Origin of the sequence: Pseudomonas sp. DR208 (assembly GCF_019823005.1) — a bacterium.
In the GTDB taxonomy this organism is placed as follows: Bacteria; Pseudomonadota; Gammaproteobacteria; order Pseudomonadales; family Pseudomonadaceae; genus Aquipseudomonas; species Aquipseudomonas extremorientalis.
In genome coordinates this window covers 1766327-1784539 of record NZ_CP081944.1, presented here as the reverse complement: position 1 = coordinate 1784539, position 18213 = coordinate 1766327, and the positions used below count along the sequence as shown (strand labels likewise).

Sequence of the window (18213 nt, the reverse complement as noted above, 5' to 3'; positions counted from 1 at the left end):
CATTGCTATCGGGGTAAGCCCCCTCCCACATTCAGCTTTACCTTGTCAGTTGGATCTGTGCGAATGCTTGCAGCTCGGGGTAGAACCGTCGGAAATCTTCACTCAGCGGCTCGTACAACTCTCGCAACTCGTGCATGGCATGCCCCAGTTCCTCGGGTTGTGTCAGCCGCCGCGAAATCCCCCGCAACACCTGCTCCATCACTGCAAACTCTCGGTACGAACCCAGCCAATCATCCGCCGCCATATACGGCGCAATCTGCGCCAGTCGCCCCGGCAATTGCGGTTCGGCGGCAAGCACGCGGTACACCTGCGAGGTGAAGTGCTCCAGCGGCTGGTCGGCATACAGCGCCCAGTCCCGCGCCAGGCAGTGGTCGAAAAACACATCGAGGACGATCCCGGCATAACGCCTGCGGGTCAGGCTGAAGCGTGACAACGCCTCCCCCACCAGAGGGTGGCTGTCGGTGAAGCGGTCGATGGAACGATGCAGCTGGATCGCCGATTCGATTTGCGGGCTGAACTGGCCCTGCAGGCGACCTTTGACGAAATCGCCATAGAGGCTGCCCAGCAGTTGCGCAGGAAGTTGGCCGCCCAGGTGCAGATGTGCGAGATAATTCATGGTGCGCAGTCTACCACTGCCCTCAACGTATCGTTATAACCCGATATACCGAATGAGCCTAGGCTCAGACCAAAATCATATTGGTATATCGGGATAGACCGATTTAAAGTTCGCCTCATCGCGATATAACGCTGCAAGACACCGAGCACCTGCCATGTCCATCGACCTCGACGAAATAATAAAAGCCCTGGCACACCCAGTACGACGAGACATCCTCACCTGGCTGAAAGACCCGAAAGTGCAATTCCCCGAGCAACTGCACAACCACGAATACGGCATCTGCGCCGGGCAGATCGACCAGCGCTGCGGCTTGTCCCAGTCGACGGTATCGGCCCACCTGGCCACCCTGCAACGCGCCGGGTTGATCAGCAGCCAGAAGGCCGGCCAGTGGCACTTTTTCAAACGCAACGAGGACACCATCCAGGCCTTCCTCGCGGCGCTCACCACCGAACTCAGCGCGCACGACAGCGCCGCGTTGTAACAAGGAAACGCCAATGCCCCTCTCGCTCCTCATACTGGCCCTCAGCGCCTTCGCCATCGGCACCACCGAGTTCGTCATCATGGGCTTGTTGCCCGATGTGGCGACGGACCTGGGTGTGTCGATCCCCGGCGCCGGCTGGCTGGTGACCGGTTACGCCCTGGGCGTGGCCATCGGCGCGCCCTTCATGGCACTGGCCACCGCCAAACTGCCACGCAAGGCGGCGCTGGTAGCGTTGATGGGCATCTTCATTATCGGCAACCTGCTCTGCGCCCTGGCCAGTGACTACAACGTGCTGATGTTCGCCCGTGTGGTCACCGCGCTGTGCCACGGTGCATTCTTCGGGATTGGTTCAGTGGTGGCGGCCAACCTGGTGCCGGCCAACAAGCGTGCTTCGGCCGTGGCCTTGATGTTCACCGGCCTGACCCTGGCCAATGTGCTCGGCGTGCCGCTGGGCACCGCGCTGGGCCAGGCAGCCGGCTGGCGCTCGACCTTCTGGGCGGTGACGGTGATTGGGGTGGTGGCGTTGATCGGCCTGATCCGCTTCCTGCCGGCCAGGCGTGATGAAGAAAAACTCGACATGCGCGCCGAACTCGCCGCCCTCAAGGGCGCCGGCATCTGGCTGTCGCTGAGCATGACCGCGCTGTTTGCCGCGTCCATGTTCACCCTATTCACCTACGTCGCGCCGCTGCTCGGCGATGTCACCGGCGTGTCGCCCAAGGGCGTGACCTGGACCCTGCTGCTGATCGGCCTGGGCCTCACCGTGGGTAACATCATCGGCGGCAAGCTGGCGGACAAGCGCCTGGCGGCCACTCTGATCGGCGTGTTCATCAGCATGGCGGTGGTCTCCACGGCACTGACCTGGACCAGCGTCGCCGTGATCCCCACCGAAATCACCCTGTTCCTGTGGGCCACCGCCTCGTTTGCCGCCGTGCCTGCGTTGCAGATCAACGTGGTGACCTTCGGCAAGGCCGCACCGAACCTGGTGTCCACCCTGAACATCGGCGCGTTCAACATCGGCAACGCCCTGGGTGCCTGGGTGGGCGGCAGTGTGATTGCCCACGGTTTCGGCCTGACCAGCGTGCCCTTGGCCGCAGCGGCCCTGGCGATTCTCGCGCTGCTGGTGACGCTGATTACTTTCCGTCAGGGCGGCGATGCCGACCTGGCCCTCACTACCCACTGATCAACCACTTAATAGAGAAAGGTGTTATCCCATGACGACTATTTTCGATCCGATCAAACTGGGCGACCTGGAACTGTCGAACCGCATCATCATGGCGCCGCTGACCCGCTGCCGTGCCGATGAAGGTCGCGTGCCCAACGCGCTGATGGCCGAGTACTACGTGCAACGTGCTTCCGCCGGGCTGATCCTCAGCGAAGCCACTTCCGTGACGCCGATGGGCGTGGGCTACCCGGACACCCCAGGCATCTGGTCCAACGACCAGGTGCGCGGCTGGGCCAACGTGACCAAGGCCGTGCACGGCGCGGGCGGCAAGATCTTCTTGCAACTGTGGCACGTGGGCCGTATTTCCCATGAGTCGTACCTGAACGGCGAAAGCCCGGTAGCCCCGAGCGCGATCCAGCCTAAGGGCCACGTCAGCCTCGTGCGTCCACTGGCGGACTACCCGACCCCACGCGCCCTGGAAACCGCGGAAATCGCCGACATCGTCGATGCCTACCGCACCGGTGCCGAGAACGCCAAGGCCGCGGGCTTCGACGGCGTGGAAATCCACGGCGCCAACGGTTACCTGCTCGACCAGTTCCTGCAAAGCAGCACCAACAAGCGCACCGATCAGTACGGCGGCTCCCTGGAAAACCGTGCACGCCTGCTGCTGGAAGTGACCGACGCCGCCATCGACGTCTGGGGCGCGGGCCGCGTGGGTGTGCACCTGGCACCGCGCGCCGACTCCCATGACATGGGCGATGACAACCTGGCGGAAACCTTTACCTACGTTGCCAGCGAACTGGGCAAGCGTGGCATCGCGTTTATCTGCTCCCGTGAGAAAGAAGGTGCGGACAGCCTTGGCCCACAACTGAAGAAAGCCTTTGGCGGCACCTACATCGCCAACGAGCGCTTCACCAAGGACAGCGCCAACGCCTGGCTGGCCTCGGGCAAGGCGGATGCGGTGGCCTTCGGTGTGCCATTCATTGCCAACCCGGACCTGCCGGCGCGCTTGAAAGCCGATGCACCGCTGAACGAAGCGCATCCGGAAACCTTCTATGCCAAAGGCCCGGTCGGCTACATCGACTACCCGACGCTGGCGCTGTAATCGTTATTCCGAAGTAGTACGACCACCCAATGTGGGAGGGGGCTTGCCCCCGATAGCGGCGTGTCAGCCAATGAATCGGGTGACTGACACTGTGCTATCGGGGGCAAGCCCCCTCCCACATTTTTGATTTGTAGCGTCCACGAGGAAACATTCCTTCACAGCCCTGCAACAAAATCGCTACAAAATACTTAGGCGGCTACCTATCAACCGCCCGCCAGCCCGTATATAAAGTCACCCCACCAATGAGTCAGAAGGACGATTGACGGTCCTTGGGCTTTACTGTTGACACAACCTGATGCAATTACGCATTTTGTCTTAATTGCGCAGGCTTGGGCTCCAGCGCAGCATGTCCAGCCCGGCGTCCACCCAGCGTTCGGCTTCCTGATGCAGTTGGAAGCTGTCGGGTACCAGCAGCCACTGGCCGATCAGCCCGTTGATGTAGGCGTGGATGCACACCGCGCCACGGGTGGTATCGAGGTTTTCCGGAAGTTGACCGCGATGGACCGCATTACGCAATGTCAGGCCGATGCGCAGGTTGCATTCCTGGCTGTGGGTCTGGCGCTGGCGACGCATGTCGCACATTTCATCGGTGAATTCGCACTTATGGAACAAGATCTCGTTGATGCGCCGGGTTTTCGGGTCCAGGGCCACTTGATGGAACAAATGAATCAACAACTTGCGCATACAGCCCAGCGGGTCGAGTTCATCCTCGCTTTCACTGGCCCTGGCCAACTCGTCCAGCGGCTCATGCAGCGTGTCGAGCAGCGCCTGGAGCAAATCGGATTTATTGCTGAAATGCCAGTAGATAGCGCCCCGCGTCACACCGGCCAGTGCGGCGATATCCGCCAGCGTGGTCCGCGCAACGCCACGTTCATAGAAGGCTTGCTCGGCGGCCTGGAGAATCTGGCTGCGCGTTTCCTGAGCTTCCTCTTTGGTGCGACGAACCATGGCAGTAAAACCTCAATCGGGACACGGTGGGTGGTGGTTGTCCACCGTCTGAATCATTGTGGGACGACACCGTCATGGGCGCCGAACGTACTAAAATCGAGGCTTTGGGTGTTGCTTTGTCAACATTCCGCGAAGCCTGTCAAGAGTTTACAAACAACCATGAACGTAAGTATATTGCGTAGCAAGCTACTTATCTACTCACAGCTTGTTTTTTACCCTTCCACACTTCTTGTGCGCACCCTGCGCGCCTGACCCGAGGATCTTCATGCAACTTAAGCCAGCTGTTACCGCTCTGGTCACTGCCGTCGCCCTGGCATCGCTGCTCAGCGGATGTAAAAAGGAAGAAGCGGCTCCGCCCGCCCAAACCCCTCAGGTCGGCGTGGTCACCATTCAACCGCAAGCCTATACCCTGACGACCGAGCTGCCAGGCCGCACCACCGCCTACCGCATCGCGGAAGTTCGCCCACAGGTCAACGGCATCATTCTCAAGCGCCTGTTCAAGGAAGGTGGCGACGTGAAGGAAGGGCAACAGCTCTACCAGATCGACCCGTCGGTGTATGACGCCACCCTGAAAAGCGCACAGGCCAGCCTGACCCAGACCAAGTCCATCTCCGACCGCTACAAGCAGTTGGTCGATGAGCAGGCCGTCAGCCGTCAGGAATACGACACCGCCGTCGCCAACCGCATGACCGCGGAAGCAAACGTTCAAACCGCTCAGATCAACGTGCGCTACACCAAAGTGTTCGCGCCGATCTCCGGGCGTATCGGCCGTTCTTCGGTAACCGAAGGCGCGCTGGTCAGCAACGGCCAGGCCGATGCCATGGCCGTCATCCAGCAACTGGACCCGATCTACGTCGACGTCACGCAGTCTTCGGCCGAAATGCTGAAACTGCGCCGCGACCTGGAAAGCGGCCAGCTGGAAAAAGCCGGCGCCAACGCGGCCAAGGTCAAGCTGACCCTGGAAGACGGCACTGCCTATGGCCAGGACGGCAAGCTGGAGTTCTCCGAAGTATCGGTCGACCAGACTACCGGCTCCGTGACCCTGCGCGCCGTGTTCCCCAACCCTGACCACACCCTGCTGCCGGGCATGTTCGTGCACGCCCAGTTGCAAGCCGGCGTGAACAGCAAGGCCATCCTGGCACCGCAACAAGGCGTGACCCGTGATATCAAAGGTATCCCGACCGCCATGGTGGTGAACAAGGACAACAAGGTCGAGCAGCGTCAACTGGTGGCCAACCGCACTGCCGGCGCCTACTGGCTGGTGGAAAAAGGCCTGGACGCCGGTGACCGCGTGATCACCGAAGGCCTGCAATTCATCAAGCCGGGCATCGAAGTCAAGGTCAAGGACGCCGACAACGCCAAGCCTGCCGGTTCTGCTCCCGCTCCTGCCGCCGCTGCTGGCCAGGGGGAGTAACCCATGTCAAAATTTTTTATCGACCGTCCCATTTTCGCCTGGGTAATTGCCCTGGTGATCATGCTGGTCGGGGCATTGTCGATCCTGAAGTTGCCCATCAACCAATACCCGGCCATCGCGCCAACCGCCATCGACATCCAGGTGACCTACCCAGGCGCGTCCGCACAAACCGTGCAGGACACCGTTGTGCAGGTGATCGAGCAACAGCTCAACGGTATCGACAACCTGCGTTATGTCGCCTCGGACAGTAACTCCGACGGCAGCATGACCATCACCGCGACGTTCAACCAGGGTACCAACCCGGACATCGCCCAGGTCCAGGTGCAAAACAAGCTGAACCTGGCGACCCCGCTACTGCCGCAAGAAGTGCAGCAGCAGGGTATCCGTGTGACCAAGTCGGTGAAGAACTTCCTGATGGTGATCGGTCTGGTGTCGGAAGACGGCAGCATGACCAAGGACGACCTGTCCAACTACATCGTGTCCAACATCCAGGACCCGATCTCGCGGACGGCAGGTGTAGGTGACTTCCAGGTGTTCGGTTCGCAGTACGCCATGCGTATCTGGCTCGACCCGGCCAAGTTGAACAACTACCAGTTGACCCCGGTCGACGTCAGCACCGCCATCGCGGCGCAGAACGTCCAGGTGGCCACCGGCCAATTGGGCGGCCTGCCTGCTCTGCCCGGTACCCAGCTGAACGCAACCATCATCGGCAAGACCCGCCTGCAGACCGCTGAAGAGTTCGGCAAGATCCTGATGAAGGTCAATACCGACGGTTCCCAGGTTCGCCTGCGTGACATCGCGCGGATCGAACTGGGTGGCCAGAACTACAGCATCAGCGCACAGTTCAACGGCAAGCCGGCTTCGGGTATGGCGATCAAGCTCGCCTCGGGCGCCAACGCCCTGGACACCGCCAAGGCCATCCGTGCCACCGTGGCGTCCCTGGAACCGTTCTTCCCGCCAGGCATGAAGGCAGTGGTGCCGTATGACACCACGCCGGTGGTGACCGAATCGATCTCCGGTGTAGTCCACACCCTGGTCGAAGCGATCGTGCTGGTGTTCCTGGTGATGTTCCTGTTCCTGCAGAACTTCCGCGCCACCATCATCACCACCATGACCGTACCGGTGGTATTGCTGGGTACCTTCGGGATCCTGGCCGCGTTCGGTTTCACCATCAACACCCTGACCATGTTCGGCATGATCCTGGCCATCGGCCTGCTGGTGGACGATGCCATCGTCGTGGTGGAAAACGTCGAGCGGGTAATGGCCGAGGAACACCTGTCGCCCAAGGAGGCGACGGTCAAGTCCATGGGCCAGATCCAGGGTGCCCTGGTCGGTATTGCCCTGGTGCTGTCGGCGGTACTGTTGCCGATGGCATTCTTCGGTGGCTCCACCGGTGTGATCTACAAACAGTTCTCCATCACCATCGTTTCGGCCATGGCGTTGTCGGTACTGGTTGCCCTGATCTTCACCCCGGCCTTGTGCGCCACCATGCTCAAGCCGATCGACCCTGAGAAGCACGGCCAACCCAAGCGGGGTTTCTTCGGCTGGTTCAACCGCACCTTCGACCGTGGCGTACTGAGCTACGAGCGCGGCGTGGGCAACATGATCAAGCACAAGTTTCCAGCATTCTTCGTGTACCTGATCATCTTCGCCGGCATGATCTGGCTGTTCACCCGCATCCCGAGCGCGTTCCTGCCGGAAGAAGACCAGGGCGTGATCTTTGCCCAGGTGCAGACCCCGGTCGGTTCTTCGGCCGAACGTACGCAGAAAGTCATCGACGACATGCGTGCCTTCCTGCTCAACGACAAGGAAGGCGAGCCGGGCGAAGGCAAGGCGGTGAAGTCGGTATTCACCGTAAACGGCTTCAACTTCGCCGGTCGTGGCCAGAGTTCGGGCCTGGCGTTCGTGATGCTCAAGCCGTGGGATGAACGGGATGCGTCCACCTCGGTATTCGAAGTGGCCAAGCGTGCCCAGGGATACTTCTTCGGAGCGTTCAAGGACGCCATGGTGTTCGCCATCGTGCCGCCTTCGGTACTGGAATTGGGTAACGCCACCGGTTTCGACGTGTTCCTGCAAGACCAGGGCGGCGTTGGCCACCAGAAGCTGATGGATGCACGCAACCAGTTCCTCGGGGCCGCCGCGCAAAGCAAGATCCTGGCGGGTGTGCGCCCCAACGGCGTGAACGATGAGCCGCAGTACGAGCTCACCGTCGACGACGAGAAGGCCAGTGCCCAGGGTATTTCGCTGTCGAGCATCAACCAGACCCTGGCGATCGCCCTGGGTGGCAGCTACGTCAACGACTTCATCGACCGTGGTCGGGTGAAAAAGGTGTACGTGCAAGGTGAAGCCGCTGGCCGCATGTCCCCAGAAGACCTGGACAAATGGTACGTGCGCAGCGACTCCGGGAAGATGGTGCCGATGTCGGCCATTTCCTCGGGCAAATGGATCTACGGTTCGCCCAAGCTCTCGCGCTACAACGGTGTAGCGGCAATGGAAATCCTCGGTACCCCGGCCCCGGGCTACAGTACCGGTGACGCCATGGCCGAAGTCGAACGTATCGCCAAGGAACTGCCGGCCGGTATCGGCTACGCATGGACCGGCCTGTCGTACGAAGAACGTCTGTCCGGCTCCCAGGCGCCTGCGCTGTACGCGTTGTCGCTGCTGGTGGTGTTCCTGTGCCTCGCGGCCCTGTACGAAAGCTGGTCGATCCCGATTGCGGTGGTGCTGGTCGTGCCGCTGGGTGTGGTAGGTGCGTTGATCGCCACCAGCATGCGCGGGTTGTCCAACGACGTGTTCTTCCAGGTGGGCCTGTTGGTGACGGTGGGCCTGGCGGCGAAAAACGCCATCCTGATCGTGGAGTTCGCCAAAGAACTTCACGAACAAGGCAAGGGCATCGTCGAGTCGGCCATCGAAGCCTCGCGGATGCGTCTGCGCCCGATCATCATGACCTCCATGGCGTTCATCCTCGGCGTATTGCCGCTGGCGATCTCCTCGGGTGCAGGTTCGGGCAGCCAACACGCGATCGGTACCGGTGTAATCGGCGGTATGATCACGGCCACCGTGCTGGCGATCTTCTGGGTGCCCCTGTTCTTCGCAACCGTATCCGCCGCTGGCGAACGTAAAAAGACTGACACAACTGAAACCCCTAAAGAGGCTGGCCAATGAGCAAGTCGCTACTTTCCCTAGCCGTCACCGCATTCGTGCTCAGTGGCTGCTCGCTGATACCTGACTATCAGCGCCCCGAAGCGCCGGTGGCCGCACAGTTCCCGCAGGGGCCGGCGTATTCGTCGGCCCAGGCGCCGAGCCAGGCCGCTGTCGAGCAGGGCTGGAAGCAGTTTTTCCATGATCCGGCCCTGCAACAGCTGATCCAGACCGCGCTGGTGAACAACCGTGACCTGCGTGTCGCGGCCCTGAACATCGACGCCTATGCCGCGCAGTACCAGATCCAGCGCGCCGATCTGTTCCCGGCCGTGTCGGCCACGGGCAGCGGCAGCCGTTCGCGTACCCCGGCCCGCTTGTCGCAGACCGGCGAATCGACCATCAGCAGCCAATACTCGGCCGGTCTCGGGATCAGCTCGTATGAGCTGGACCTGTTCGGTCGCGTACGCAGCCTGAGTGAAGAAGCCCTGCAAAAGTACTTCGCCACCGAAGAAGCACGGCGCAGTACCCAGATCAGCCTGGTGGCCAGCGTGGCCAACGCCTACCTGACCTGGCAGGCCGACAAGGAACTGCTCAAGCTGACCCAGGACACCCTGGACGCGTACGAGCAAAGCTTCAAGCTCACCTCGCGCAGCAACGAAGTCGGCGTGGCCTCGGCCCTCGACCTGAGCCAATCGCGTACCTCGGTGGAAAACGCCCGGGTTGCCCTGGCGCGTTATACCCGCCAGGTGGCCCAGGACGAAAACAGCCTGACCCTGCTGCTGGGCACCGGCCTGCCGGCGAATATCGTCAGCAAGCCCCTGTCGGATAACCTGCTCAGCGAAGTGCCGGCCGGCTTGCCATCGGACCTGCTGCAACGTCGTCCCGACATCATGCAAGCCGAGTACAACCTCAAGGCCGCCAACGCCAACATCGGTGCGGCCCGTGCCGCGTTCTTCCCGAGCATCAGCCTGACCGCCAGCGCCGGTACCGCGAGCCCTAACCTGGGCGGCCTGTTCAAAGGCGGTTCGGGCACCTGGTCGTTCGCCCCGCAGATCAACATCCCGATCTTCAACGCCGGTAGCCTGCGCGCCAGCCTGGACTACTCGAAGATCCAGAAAGAGATCAACGTGGCCAACTACGAGAAGGCGATCCAGACCGGCTTCCAGGAAGTCTCCGACGGCCTTGCCGCACGTGAGACCTACAAGCAGCAACTGGACGCCCAGCGCGGCTTCGTCGCGGCCAACCAGGATTACTACCGCCTGGCCGAGCGTCGCTACCGCATCGGTGTCGACAGCAACCTGACGTTCCTCGATGCCCAGCGCCAACTGTTCAGTGCCCAGCAATCGCTGATCACCGACCGCCTGGCGCAGCTCACCAGCGAGGTCAACCTGTACAAGGCCCTCGGCGGTGGCTGGAGCGAGCAGACCGCGAAGAACGAGCCGTTGAAAGAAGAAGCACCGCCACTGAAGTTGTTCTGATAACACCCGCGTCAACGAAGCCCACCTTTTGGTGGGCTTTTTGCTTTTCTGCAGCGGACAACTTGCGTTCGATCATCGCCCACAACCCGCTCTCCCCCACTTTCATCGCCCCCGCGCCGCCGCGCACCATGGCCGCCACCTGCATAAACCCAATAACAACAGGTCCTTACGCCATGAGCACTTTCCACCCGCGCCAGCTGTTGCTGGCAACCGCTGTCGCCAGTCTTTCCCTGCCCGTCCTCGCCGAGGAACACGGCTTTCTCGAAGACGCCAGCGCCAACCTCAACCTGCGCAATTTCTTCTTCAACCGCAATTACACCAACCCGACCAAGACCCAGGGCGGCGCGCAGGAGTGGACGCAGAGTTTCATCCTCGACGCCAAGTCCGGCTTTACCCAGGGCACGGTGGGCTTCGGCGTGGATGTGCTGGGGCTGTACTCGTTGAAGCTCGATGGCGGGCGTGGCACCGGGGGGACCCAACTGCTGCCGCTGGACCACGACGGCCGCCCGGCGGATGAATTCGGGCGTCTGGGCGTGGCGTTCAAGGCACGTATTTCCAAGACGGAAGTGAAAGTTGGCGAATGGATGCCGGTGCTGCCGATCCTGCGCTCGGACGATGGCCGTTCCCTGCCGCAAACCCTGCGCGGCGGGCAGATCACCTCCAAGGAGATCGACGGCCTGACCCTCTACGGTGGCCAGTTCCGCGCCAACAGCCCGCGTGACGACAGCAGCATGAGCGACCTGTCGATGTTCGGCAAAGCCGCGTTCACCTCGGACCGCTTCAACTTCCAGGGCGGCGAATACCTGTTCAACGACAAACGCACCCAGATCGGCCTGTGGAATGCCCAGCTCAAGGACATCTACAGCCAGCAGTTCGTCAACCTGACCCACAGCCAGCCGTTGGGCGACTGGACCCTGGGCGCCAACCTCGGCTTCTTCTATGGCAAGGACGATGGCAGCGCCCGTGCCGGCGAGCTGGACAACAAGACCTGGTCCGGCCTGTTCTCCGCCAGATACGGCGGCAACACCTTCTACGTCGGCCTGCAAAAGCTCACCGGCAACAGCGCCTGGATGCGGGTCAACGGTACCAGCGGCGGCACCCTGGCCAACGACAGCTACAACAGCAGCTACGACAACGCCCAGGAGAAATCCTGGCAAGTGCGTCACGACTACAACTTCGCCGCCCTCGGCGTGCCCGGCCTGACCCTGATGAACCGCTATATCAGCGGCAGCAACGTACACACCGGCACCATCACTGACGGCAAGGAATGGGGTCGCGAAACCGAAGTGGGCTATACAGTGCAAAGCGGCGTGGCCAAAAACCTCAATGTGCGCCTGCGCAATTCCAGCATGCGTCGCGACTACAGCAACAATGAGTTCGACGAGAACCGGTTGATCGTCAGTTACCCGATCAGCCTGCTGTAAAGCCGCATTACATTTATCCAGGGAACGATTTGAAGTGTCCGGTCGACTTCATGAGACAGGGCCAGTGCCTGGCTCTCCCACAGGGATCTCACATGGACGCTTCAAATCGTATTGCATGCTCCAAGGTCTTCAGCAACAGCCACTACACACCCGACCCACCTCCCCGACTGGCGTTCACGCCCGACAATCCGGTTCAAGCTCATCGGCATCCGTTTCTGGATGACGGCAATTTGAAGGCCTGCGGACAATCAGTCTGGGAGCATGACCTGACCTACAGCATCAGCAACAGCCTGATCCTTGAAACCGGTGACAAAGCGGACCAGATCCATATCAGCCAGCACCTTCCAGGCAAGCTGGATGTAAAGGTCAATGACCGGTCGTATCGCTTTGACAGCCACGATAAAAACGGCGAGCCACTGAGCTTTCACCTCAAGACCCACGGCGGTAACGACAACATCCGCATTGACGCCAACGTGACCCAGCCGATCACGGTGGATGCCGGGGACGGCGACGATCGGGTGCGCGCCGGCGGTGGCTACACCCGCCTGTTCGGCGGTCCTGGCAACGATGTCCTTCACCTCGGCAGCGGCCTTGGCTACGCCGAAGGTGGCGACGGCGGCGACACGATCGTTGGCGGCAGCGGCGACAACGTGATCTATGGCAACAATGGCAACGACCGCCTTTACGCCGGTGCAGGGCCAAAAAGCAAAACGAGCTACCTGGACGGCGGCAATGGCAATGATCGCCTGTCTGCTGGCAACGGCCATACGGTGTTGCATGGCGGCGCCGATGATGATCGTTTGATCGCCCACGACCGCAGCACTGTCTATACCGGCAGTGGCCGCGACACAGTCATTGCCAATCGTCCCGGCGACCTGATCTACGCTCAATCCGGCGATACGATCCAGCGTCTCAACGGCTCGGTATTGACCACCGTCACGCCTGACCAAGCACCGCTTGAGGGGTTTGTCATAAAAGGCTCGGTCGACTTTATCCAACGGGTCGAAGACGATCTGGCCTTGCTGCGCAGCTCCCCCCAGGGCAAACAGATGCTTGCCGAAATGAACGCGATAGCCCGGCGCAACGGCGCACCAGTAACGTTGGTGGAGGATCTGCTCGACACTGGAAGCAGCTACACCTATGGCAGCGAGGAACTCAAAACCTTGATGCAATACGAACGCCCGCCAGCGGCCGGCGACGATCCCAAGTGGGGGTTCATGGTGGACGGTGTGCCGGGGTCGCGGGCTGACCGGGCTGAAATCACCTATAACCGCTCCGCTCTGGACGTATTGGCCGGCGTGACGTATTCGCCCATCACAATCCTTTATCACGAAATGGTCCACGCCTATAACGCCGGTAACGGCACCGCGTTGACGGGCTCGACCGTGGAGACATTCAAGGGCGAAGCACTGGATGTGCCCAACAGCGAACGTCAAGCGGTGGGGTTGCCTACCACGCTCGAGTCTTCTCCCAACCCCAAACCCTTTACTGAAAACGCCTTGAACGAAGAAATGGGCAAGCCGCTGCGTACCCAATACGTCGGCTGAGCCTGAACAGTGCTCGTTGGTCAGGCGGTAACCTCACACCATCCATCTTCCTGTATGGTGCGCGCCTGCCGCTGCTGATCCACCCAGCAGCGGCCCTCCATTCGAGCCCGTGCCCACCATGAAATCCTTCGCCATCGCATCCGCCGTGCTTGCCCTGGCCCTGAGCCTCAGCGGCTGTATTGGCGCACCTGTCGCCCTGACACCCCAGACCGAGCAACGCCTGCAAGGCCAGGCGCCGATCCGTTTTCTGCTGACCTTCGATGACGGCCCCAGTGCGTCAGGCTATAACAACCCGAGCCGCTCAGTGGTGGCTGACCTGGCGCAAAACCCGATACTGCCGGGGATCAAGGCGGTGTTCTTTCTGCAAACCGAAGCCTCACGCTCCGGTGGCAGTTCGCGGGGTCGCAAGACCATGCAGCGCGAGTATGCGGCCGGTCACATCCTCGCCTTCCACACCGCCACGGCGTTTCATACCAACCATCGCTGGCTGAATGACGCCGAACTGGAACGTACCCTCACCCAGGGTGCCGCTGACATTGCGTCGATCACCGGCAACCCGCCGGTGCTGGTCCGCCCGCCGTTCTGGAATTACGACCGCCGCACCTTCGCCGCCTACCAGCGTCACGGCATGCAGGTGCTGCTCACGGATTTGAGTGCCAATGACGGCAAGATCTGGGGCTTCAACGGCAGCCCACGGCGCCGGGCCAATTTGTATCGGCAACTGTCGGTGGTGCGCGAACACATTGCGTTGGGCGAGTTGCCGACGGTGGATGGCGTGATCCCTGTGGTAGTGACCTTCCACGACATCAACCGCTACACCGCGCGGCATATGCAGGAGTACTTGCAGATCCTGTTGGACAGCGCACGGATCACCGGTATGAAGACCGCCGCTGAACCGTTCTACACCGACACGGCCGCCCTGCAACGTGCGGCGCTGGCACGCACGGTGAAGGACGTGAATGAACCGGTGCGTCTGCCGGGCGTGTGGAATTGGGTGTGGGATGCCGATTCCCACTGACCCCTATTCCCGCGACTCAACCCCCAACTCATCCCACACCGACTCAGCCAGATGAAAAGTGGCATTCGCCGCCGGAATCCCGCAGTAGATCGCGCTCTGCATCAGCACTTCCTTGATCTCGGCGCGGGTCACGCCATTGCTGGCGGCGGCGCGCAGGTGCAGCTTGAGTTCTTCACTGCGGTTCATGCCGATCAGCATCGCGATGGTGATCAGGCTGCGGGTGTGCCGTGGCAGGCCGGGGCGGGTCCAGATATCACCCCAGGCGTGGCGGGTGATCATTTCCTGGAACTCGCTGTTGAACTCGGTCAGGGCATTGAGGCTGCGGTCGACATGGGCATCGCCCAGCACTTCGCGGCGCACTTGCAGGCCTTCGGCGTAACGTTGTTTCTCGTCCACAAACAGCTCCTCAGCGGGCCAGCAGGAATTCGATTACGCAGTTGCTGAACGCAGCGCCAGCCTGCACATTGGACAGGTGCGCCGCATAGAACTCGGCGTACTCGGCGCCCCGCACATGGTTCTGGATAAAGTGACCGCCGGCCGGTGGGGTGACCGCATCGTCGGTGCCGGCAATCACTAACGTCGGCACCTTGATCAAGGCCAGTTGCTCACGAAAATCCGCATCGCGCACCGCCGCGCAATTGGCAGCGTAACCTTCAGGCGAGGTCGCCGCGAGCATGTCGGTAATCTGCTTGGCCTGGTGCGGGTTGGCGGCTGCGAAATCAGCCGTGAACCAGCGTGCGATGGACGCATCGCGCAGCGCCACCATCGCCGCTGCGCCGTCACGCAACACCATCTCGATGCGAGGGTTCCACACCTCGGGCGTGCCGATCCTGGCGGCGGTGTTGCATACCACCAGGCGGTTCAGGCGCTCGCCCGCGTTGATCCCCAGCCATTGGCCGATCAGGCCGCCCATGGACAAACCGCAGAAATGCGCGCGTTGGATATCCAGCGCATCCAGCAGCGCGATCACGTCGCGGCCGAGCTGTTCGATGCTGTACGGCCCCGGGGTGACCAGGGATTTGCCATGGCCACGGGTGTCGAAACGCAGCACGCGAAAATGCTGGGTGAAGGCCGCGATCTGGATGTCCCACATATGCAGGTCGGTGCCCAGTGAGTTGGACAGCACCAGCACAGGCGCATCCACTGGCCCGTCCAGTTGGTAATGCAGGTCGCCTTCGGCGAGTTGTACAAATGCCACGGTGGTCTCCTCAAGCAAAGTGTTCGGCTACGGCGCGGGTGACCCAGGTGCGGGCCTGGCCCAGGTAGTGGGCCGGGTCGAGCAGGCGGTCCAGTTCGGCCGCCGACAGCTCGGCGGTGACTTGCGGCTCATCCGCCAGTACCGCACGCAAATGCCGTTGCTCGGTAACGGCACGCTTGCAGCAGTGTTCCAGCAGGTGGTGCGCCGTTTCCCGGCCCAGGCGTTGGGCGAGCACGCTGCTGACGGCTTCGGCCAGCACCAGGCCTTGGGTCAGGTCGAGGTTTTTGCCCATGCGCTCGGGGTCGACTTCCAACCCTTCGCTCACCAGCAGCGCCTGTTGCAGCGCGCCGGAAACCAGGCGGCAAATCTCGGGCAGGGTTTCCCATTCGGCATGCCACAGGCCCAGGCTGCGTTCGTGCTCCTGGGGCATGGCGCTGAACATCGTCGATACCAGGCCCGGCACGCGGGTGGCGGCGCCGATCAGCACGGCCGCGCCCACCGGGTTGCGCTTGTGCGGCATGGTGGACGAGCCACCCTTGCCCGGTGCCGACGGCTCGAACACCTCCGCCGCTTCGGTCTGCATCAACAAGCTGATATCGCGGCCCAGTTTGCCCAGGCTGCCGGCGATCAGGCCAAGCACGGCGGCGAACTCTACCAGCCGATCCCGCTGAGTGTGCCAGGGTTGTTCGGGCAGGGTCAGTTGCAGCTCGTCTGCCAAAGCTTCAGCCACCGGCATGGCCTGTTCGCCCAGTGCGGCCAGGGTTCCGGAGGCACCGCCGAACTGAAGCACCAGCAAGCGCGGCTTCAACTGCGCCAACCGTTGCCGACTGCGCGTCACCGCCCCCAGCCAACCGGCGATCTTCATCCCCAGGGTGACCGGCGTCGCATGTTGCAACCAGGTGCGGCCGGCCAAGGGCACGGCTGCGTAACGCTGGGCCTGGGCGGCCAGGATGTCGCCCAGGCGCGCCAGGTCGCTTTCGATCAACGCCAGCGCCCGGCGCAGTTGCAACACCAGGCCAGTGTCCATCACGTCCTGGCTGGTCGCGCCCAAATGCACATAACGTTCGGCCCCGGCGTCTTCACTGGCAATCAACCTGCCCAGCGCCTTCACCAGCGGGATCGCCGAATTCCCCGCCGTGGCAATCGCCACGCCGAGGGCATCCACGTCGTACAGCGACGCCAGGCAAGCCTGGGCAATCGGTGCGACAGCGGCCTGGGGAATCAACCCGACCCGGGCCTGGGCACGGGCCAATCCGGCTTCGAAATCCAGCATGCCCTGCAGGCGTCCGCTGTCGCAGAATACCTCGGCCATGCTGTCCGCCGTGAAGTAAGCGTCGAACAATTGATTGCTCGTGCGCAGTGTCATAACGCATCCCTTATAGATCGTGGTGCAGGTACGCCGCCTGTTTCGGCAGACGCAGGCTGAACAGGAAAGCGATGGCCATCATCGCCGTCACATACCAATAGAAACTGTTCTCCATGCCGACGGATTTCAGGCTCAGGGCGACGAATTCCGCCGAGCCGCCGAAAATCGCATTGGCCACCGCATAGGCCAGGCCCACGCCCAAGGCACGCACCTGAGGCGGGAACATCTCCGCTTTGACCAGGCCACTGATGGAGGTGTAGAAGCTGACAATCGCCAGGGCCAGGGTAATCAGCACAAAGGCCAGGAACGGGCTGCTGACGGTTTTCAGGGTCAGCAGGATGGGCACGGTGAACAGCGTGCCGAGGCCCGCAAACCACAACATCGAGTTACGCCGGCCGATCTTGTCCGCCAACATGCCGAACACCGGCTGCATGCACATGTAGAGGAACAACGCACCGGTCATGATGTAGCTGGACGTCTTGGCGTGCATGCCCACCGTGTTTACCAGGTACTTCTGCATGTAGGTGGTGAAGGTATAGAAAATCAGCGAGCCGCCGGCGGTGTAACCCAGCACCGTGATGAACGCGGCCTTGTGATCGCGAAACAGTGCGGCAATGCTGCCGGCGTCCTTGTCTTCGCGGGTTTCCTTGCTGGTGGTTTCTTTCAACGTGCGCCGCAGCAACAGGGAGATCACCGCCGCAATGGCGCCGATCACGAACGGAATCCGCCAGCCCCAGGCGCGCAACTCTTCTTCGGTAAGGAACTGTTGCAGGATCACCACCACCAGCACCGCCAGCAACTGGCCGCCGATGAGGGTCACGTACTGGAAGGACGCGAAGAACCCGCGCTGGCCCTTGAGAGCCACCTCACTCATGTAAGTCGCGGTAGTGCCGTACTCGCCACCCACGGACAAGCCTTGGAACAGTCGCGCAATCAGCAGCAGGATCGGCGCCCAGACGCCGATATCGTTGTAGGTCGGCAAAAAGGCGATGACCAGGGAGCCGGCGCACATCATCAGCACCGAAATCATCATTGAGTTCTTACGGCCATGCTTGTCAGCCACTCGGCCAAACAGCCAGCCGCCGATGGGGCGCATCAGGAAACCGGCGGCGAATACCCCCGCCGTATTGACCAACTGGACGGTCGGGTTATCCGACGGGAAAAACGCCGGGGCAAAGTAAATGGCACAGAAGGCGTAGACGTAGAAGTCGAACCATTCGACGAGGTTGCCGGAGGATGCCCCGACAATCGCAAAAATCCGTTTGCTGCGTTCTTCTCCGGTGTAGTGACTCGTTGTTGTTGTCATGTGGTTTCA

Annotated in this window: 15 protein-coding genes; 9 read left to right on the top strand and 6 right to left on the bottom strand. The window is 61.8% G+C overall.

What is annotated here, in order from left to right; translation table 11 throughout:
* Window positions 1-37 precede the first annotated feature (37 nt).
* Complete coding sequence (locus K5K89_RS07840; RefSeq protein ID WP_071488881.1) at window positions 38-616, bottom strand: ACP phosphodiesterase; 579 nt, start codon at window positions 614-616, stop codon at window positions 38-40.
* A gap of 154 nt (window positions 617-770) precedes the next feature.
* On the opposite strand from K5K89_RS07840, the gene K5K89_RS07835 reads away from it, so the two are divergent.
* Genes K5K89_RS07835 through K5K89_RS07825 form a run of 3 tightly spaced genes read left to right on the top strand, consistent with a single transcriptional unit; the run spans window position 771 to window position 3364 of the window.
* Entirely contained in the window at window positions 771-1097 is a 327-nt protein-coding gene (locus tag K5K89_RS07835) for an ArsR/SmtB family transcription factor (protein WP_016975101.1), read from the top strand.
* A 13-nt stretch (window positions 1098-1110) separates the two neighbouring features.
* Window positions 1111-2277 carry an MFS transporter gene (locus K5K89_RS07830; RefSeq protein ID WP_222541148.1) on the top strand — a complete coding sequence of 389 codons (1167 nt, stop codon included), beginning with the start codon at window positions 1111-1113 and terminating at the stop codon, window positions 2275-2277.
* A 31-nt stretch (window positions 2278-2308) separates the two neighbouring features.
* Complete coding sequence (locus tag K5K89_RS07825) at window positions 2309-3364, top strand: alkene reductase (RefSeq protein WP_071488879.1); 1056 nt, start codon at window positions 2309-2311, stop codon at window positions 3362-3364.
* A gap of 315 nt (window positions 3365-3679) precedes the next feature.
* Here K5K89_RS07825 and K5K89_RS07820 read toward each other — a convergent pair whose 3' ends face one another.
* On the bottom strand, window positions 3680-4312 hold the full coding sequence (locus K5K89_RS07820; RefSeq protein ID WP_071488878.1) for a TetR family transcriptional regulator: 633 nt from the start codon (window positions 4310-4312) through the stop codon (window positions 3680-3682).
* Between the two features lie 265 nt (window positions 4313-4577).
* Between K5K89_RS07820 and K5K89_RS07815 the strand changes: the two genes are divergently transcribed.
* The 6 genes from K5K89_RS07815 to K5K89_RS07790 all read left to right on the top strand — a co-directional run bounded on the left by K5K89_RS07815 (window position 4578) and on the right by K5K89_RS07790 (window position 14334).
* Window positions 4578-5726 carry an efflux RND transporter periplasmic adaptor subunit gene (locus K5K89_RS07815; protein ID WP_058425202.1) on the top strand — a complete coding sequence of 383 codons (1149 nt, stop codon included), beginning with the start codon at window positions 4578-4580 and terminating at the stop codon, window positions 5724-5726.
* A gap of 3 nt (window positions 5727-5729) precedes the next feature.
* Window positions 5730-8891 carry an efflux RND transporter permease subunit gene (locus tag K5K89_RS07810; RefSeq protein ID WP_071488877.1) on the top strand — a complete coding sequence of 1054 codons (3162 nt, stop codon included), beginning with the start codon at window positions 5730-5732 and terminating at the stop codon, window positions 8889-8891.
* Complete coding sequence (adeC, locus tag K5K89_RS07805) at window positions 8888-10345, top strand: AdeC/AdeK/OprM family multidrug efflux complex outer membrane factor (protein ID WP_071488876.1); 1458 nt, start codon at window positions 8888-8890, stop codon at window positions 10343-10345. Before K5K89_RS07810 ends, adeC begins: the two co-directional genes overlap by 4 nt.
* Window positions 10346-10518: 173 nt before the next feature.
* Window positions 10519-11769 carry an OprD family porin gene (locus tag K5K89_RS07800; protein WP_222541147.1) on the top strand — a complete coding sequence of 417 codons (1251 nt, stop codon included), beginning with the start codon at window positions 10519-10521 and terminating at the stop codon, window positions 11767-11769.
* Between the two features lie 92 nt (window positions 11770-11861).
* Entirely contained in the window at window positions 11862-13316 is a 1455-nt protein-coding gene (locus K5K89_RS07795) for a M91 family zinc metallopeptidase (RefSeq protein WP_222541146.1), read from the top strand.
* A 118-nt stretch (window positions 13317-13434) separates the two neighbouring features.
* Window positions 13435-14334 carry a polysaccharide deacetylase family protein gene (locus K5K89_RS07790; RefSeq protein ID WP_222541145.1) on the top strand — a complete coding sequence of 300 codons (900 nt, stop codon included), beginning with the start codon at window positions 13435-13437 and terminating at the stop codon, window positions 14332-14334.
* A 3-nt stretch (window positions 14335-14337) separates the two neighbouring features.
* On the opposite strand, the gene pcaC is transcribed toward K5K89_RS07790, so the two are convergent.
* The 4 genes from pcaC to K5K89_RS07770 are packed head-to-tail and all read right to left on the bottom strand — an operon-like array spanning window position 14338 to window position 18204.
* The gene (gene pcaC, locus K5K89_RS07785; RefSeq protein ID WP_028619276.1) at window positions 14338-14730 is read right to left on the bottom strand and encodes a 4-carboxymuconolactone decarboxylase; all 393 of its coding nucleotides are present in this window, start codon (window positions 14728-14730) and stop codon (window positions 14338-14340) included.
* Window positions 14731-14740: 10 nt separating this feature from the next.
* Entirely contained in the window at window positions 14741-15532 is a 792-nt protein-coding gene (gene pcaD, locus K5K89_RS07780; RefSeq protein WP_222541144.1) for a 3-oxoadipate enol-lactonase, read from the bottom strand.
* A gap of 10 nt (window positions 15533-15542) precedes the next feature.
* Complete coding sequence (locus K5K89_RS07775) at window positions 15543-16898, bottom strand: 3-carboxy-cis,cis-muconate cycloisomerase (RefSeq protein ID WP_222541143.1); 1356 nt, start codon at window positions 16896-16898, stop codon at window positions 15543-15545.
* Between the two features lie 10 nt (window positions 16899-16908).
* Window positions 16909-18204 (bottom strand): MFS family transporter, encoded by a 1296-nt coding sequence (locus K5K89_RS07770; protein WP_071488871.1) that lies wholly within the window; start codon window positions 18202-18204, stop codon window positions 16909-16911.
* Between the last annotated feature and the right edge of the window lie 9 nt (window positions 18205-18213).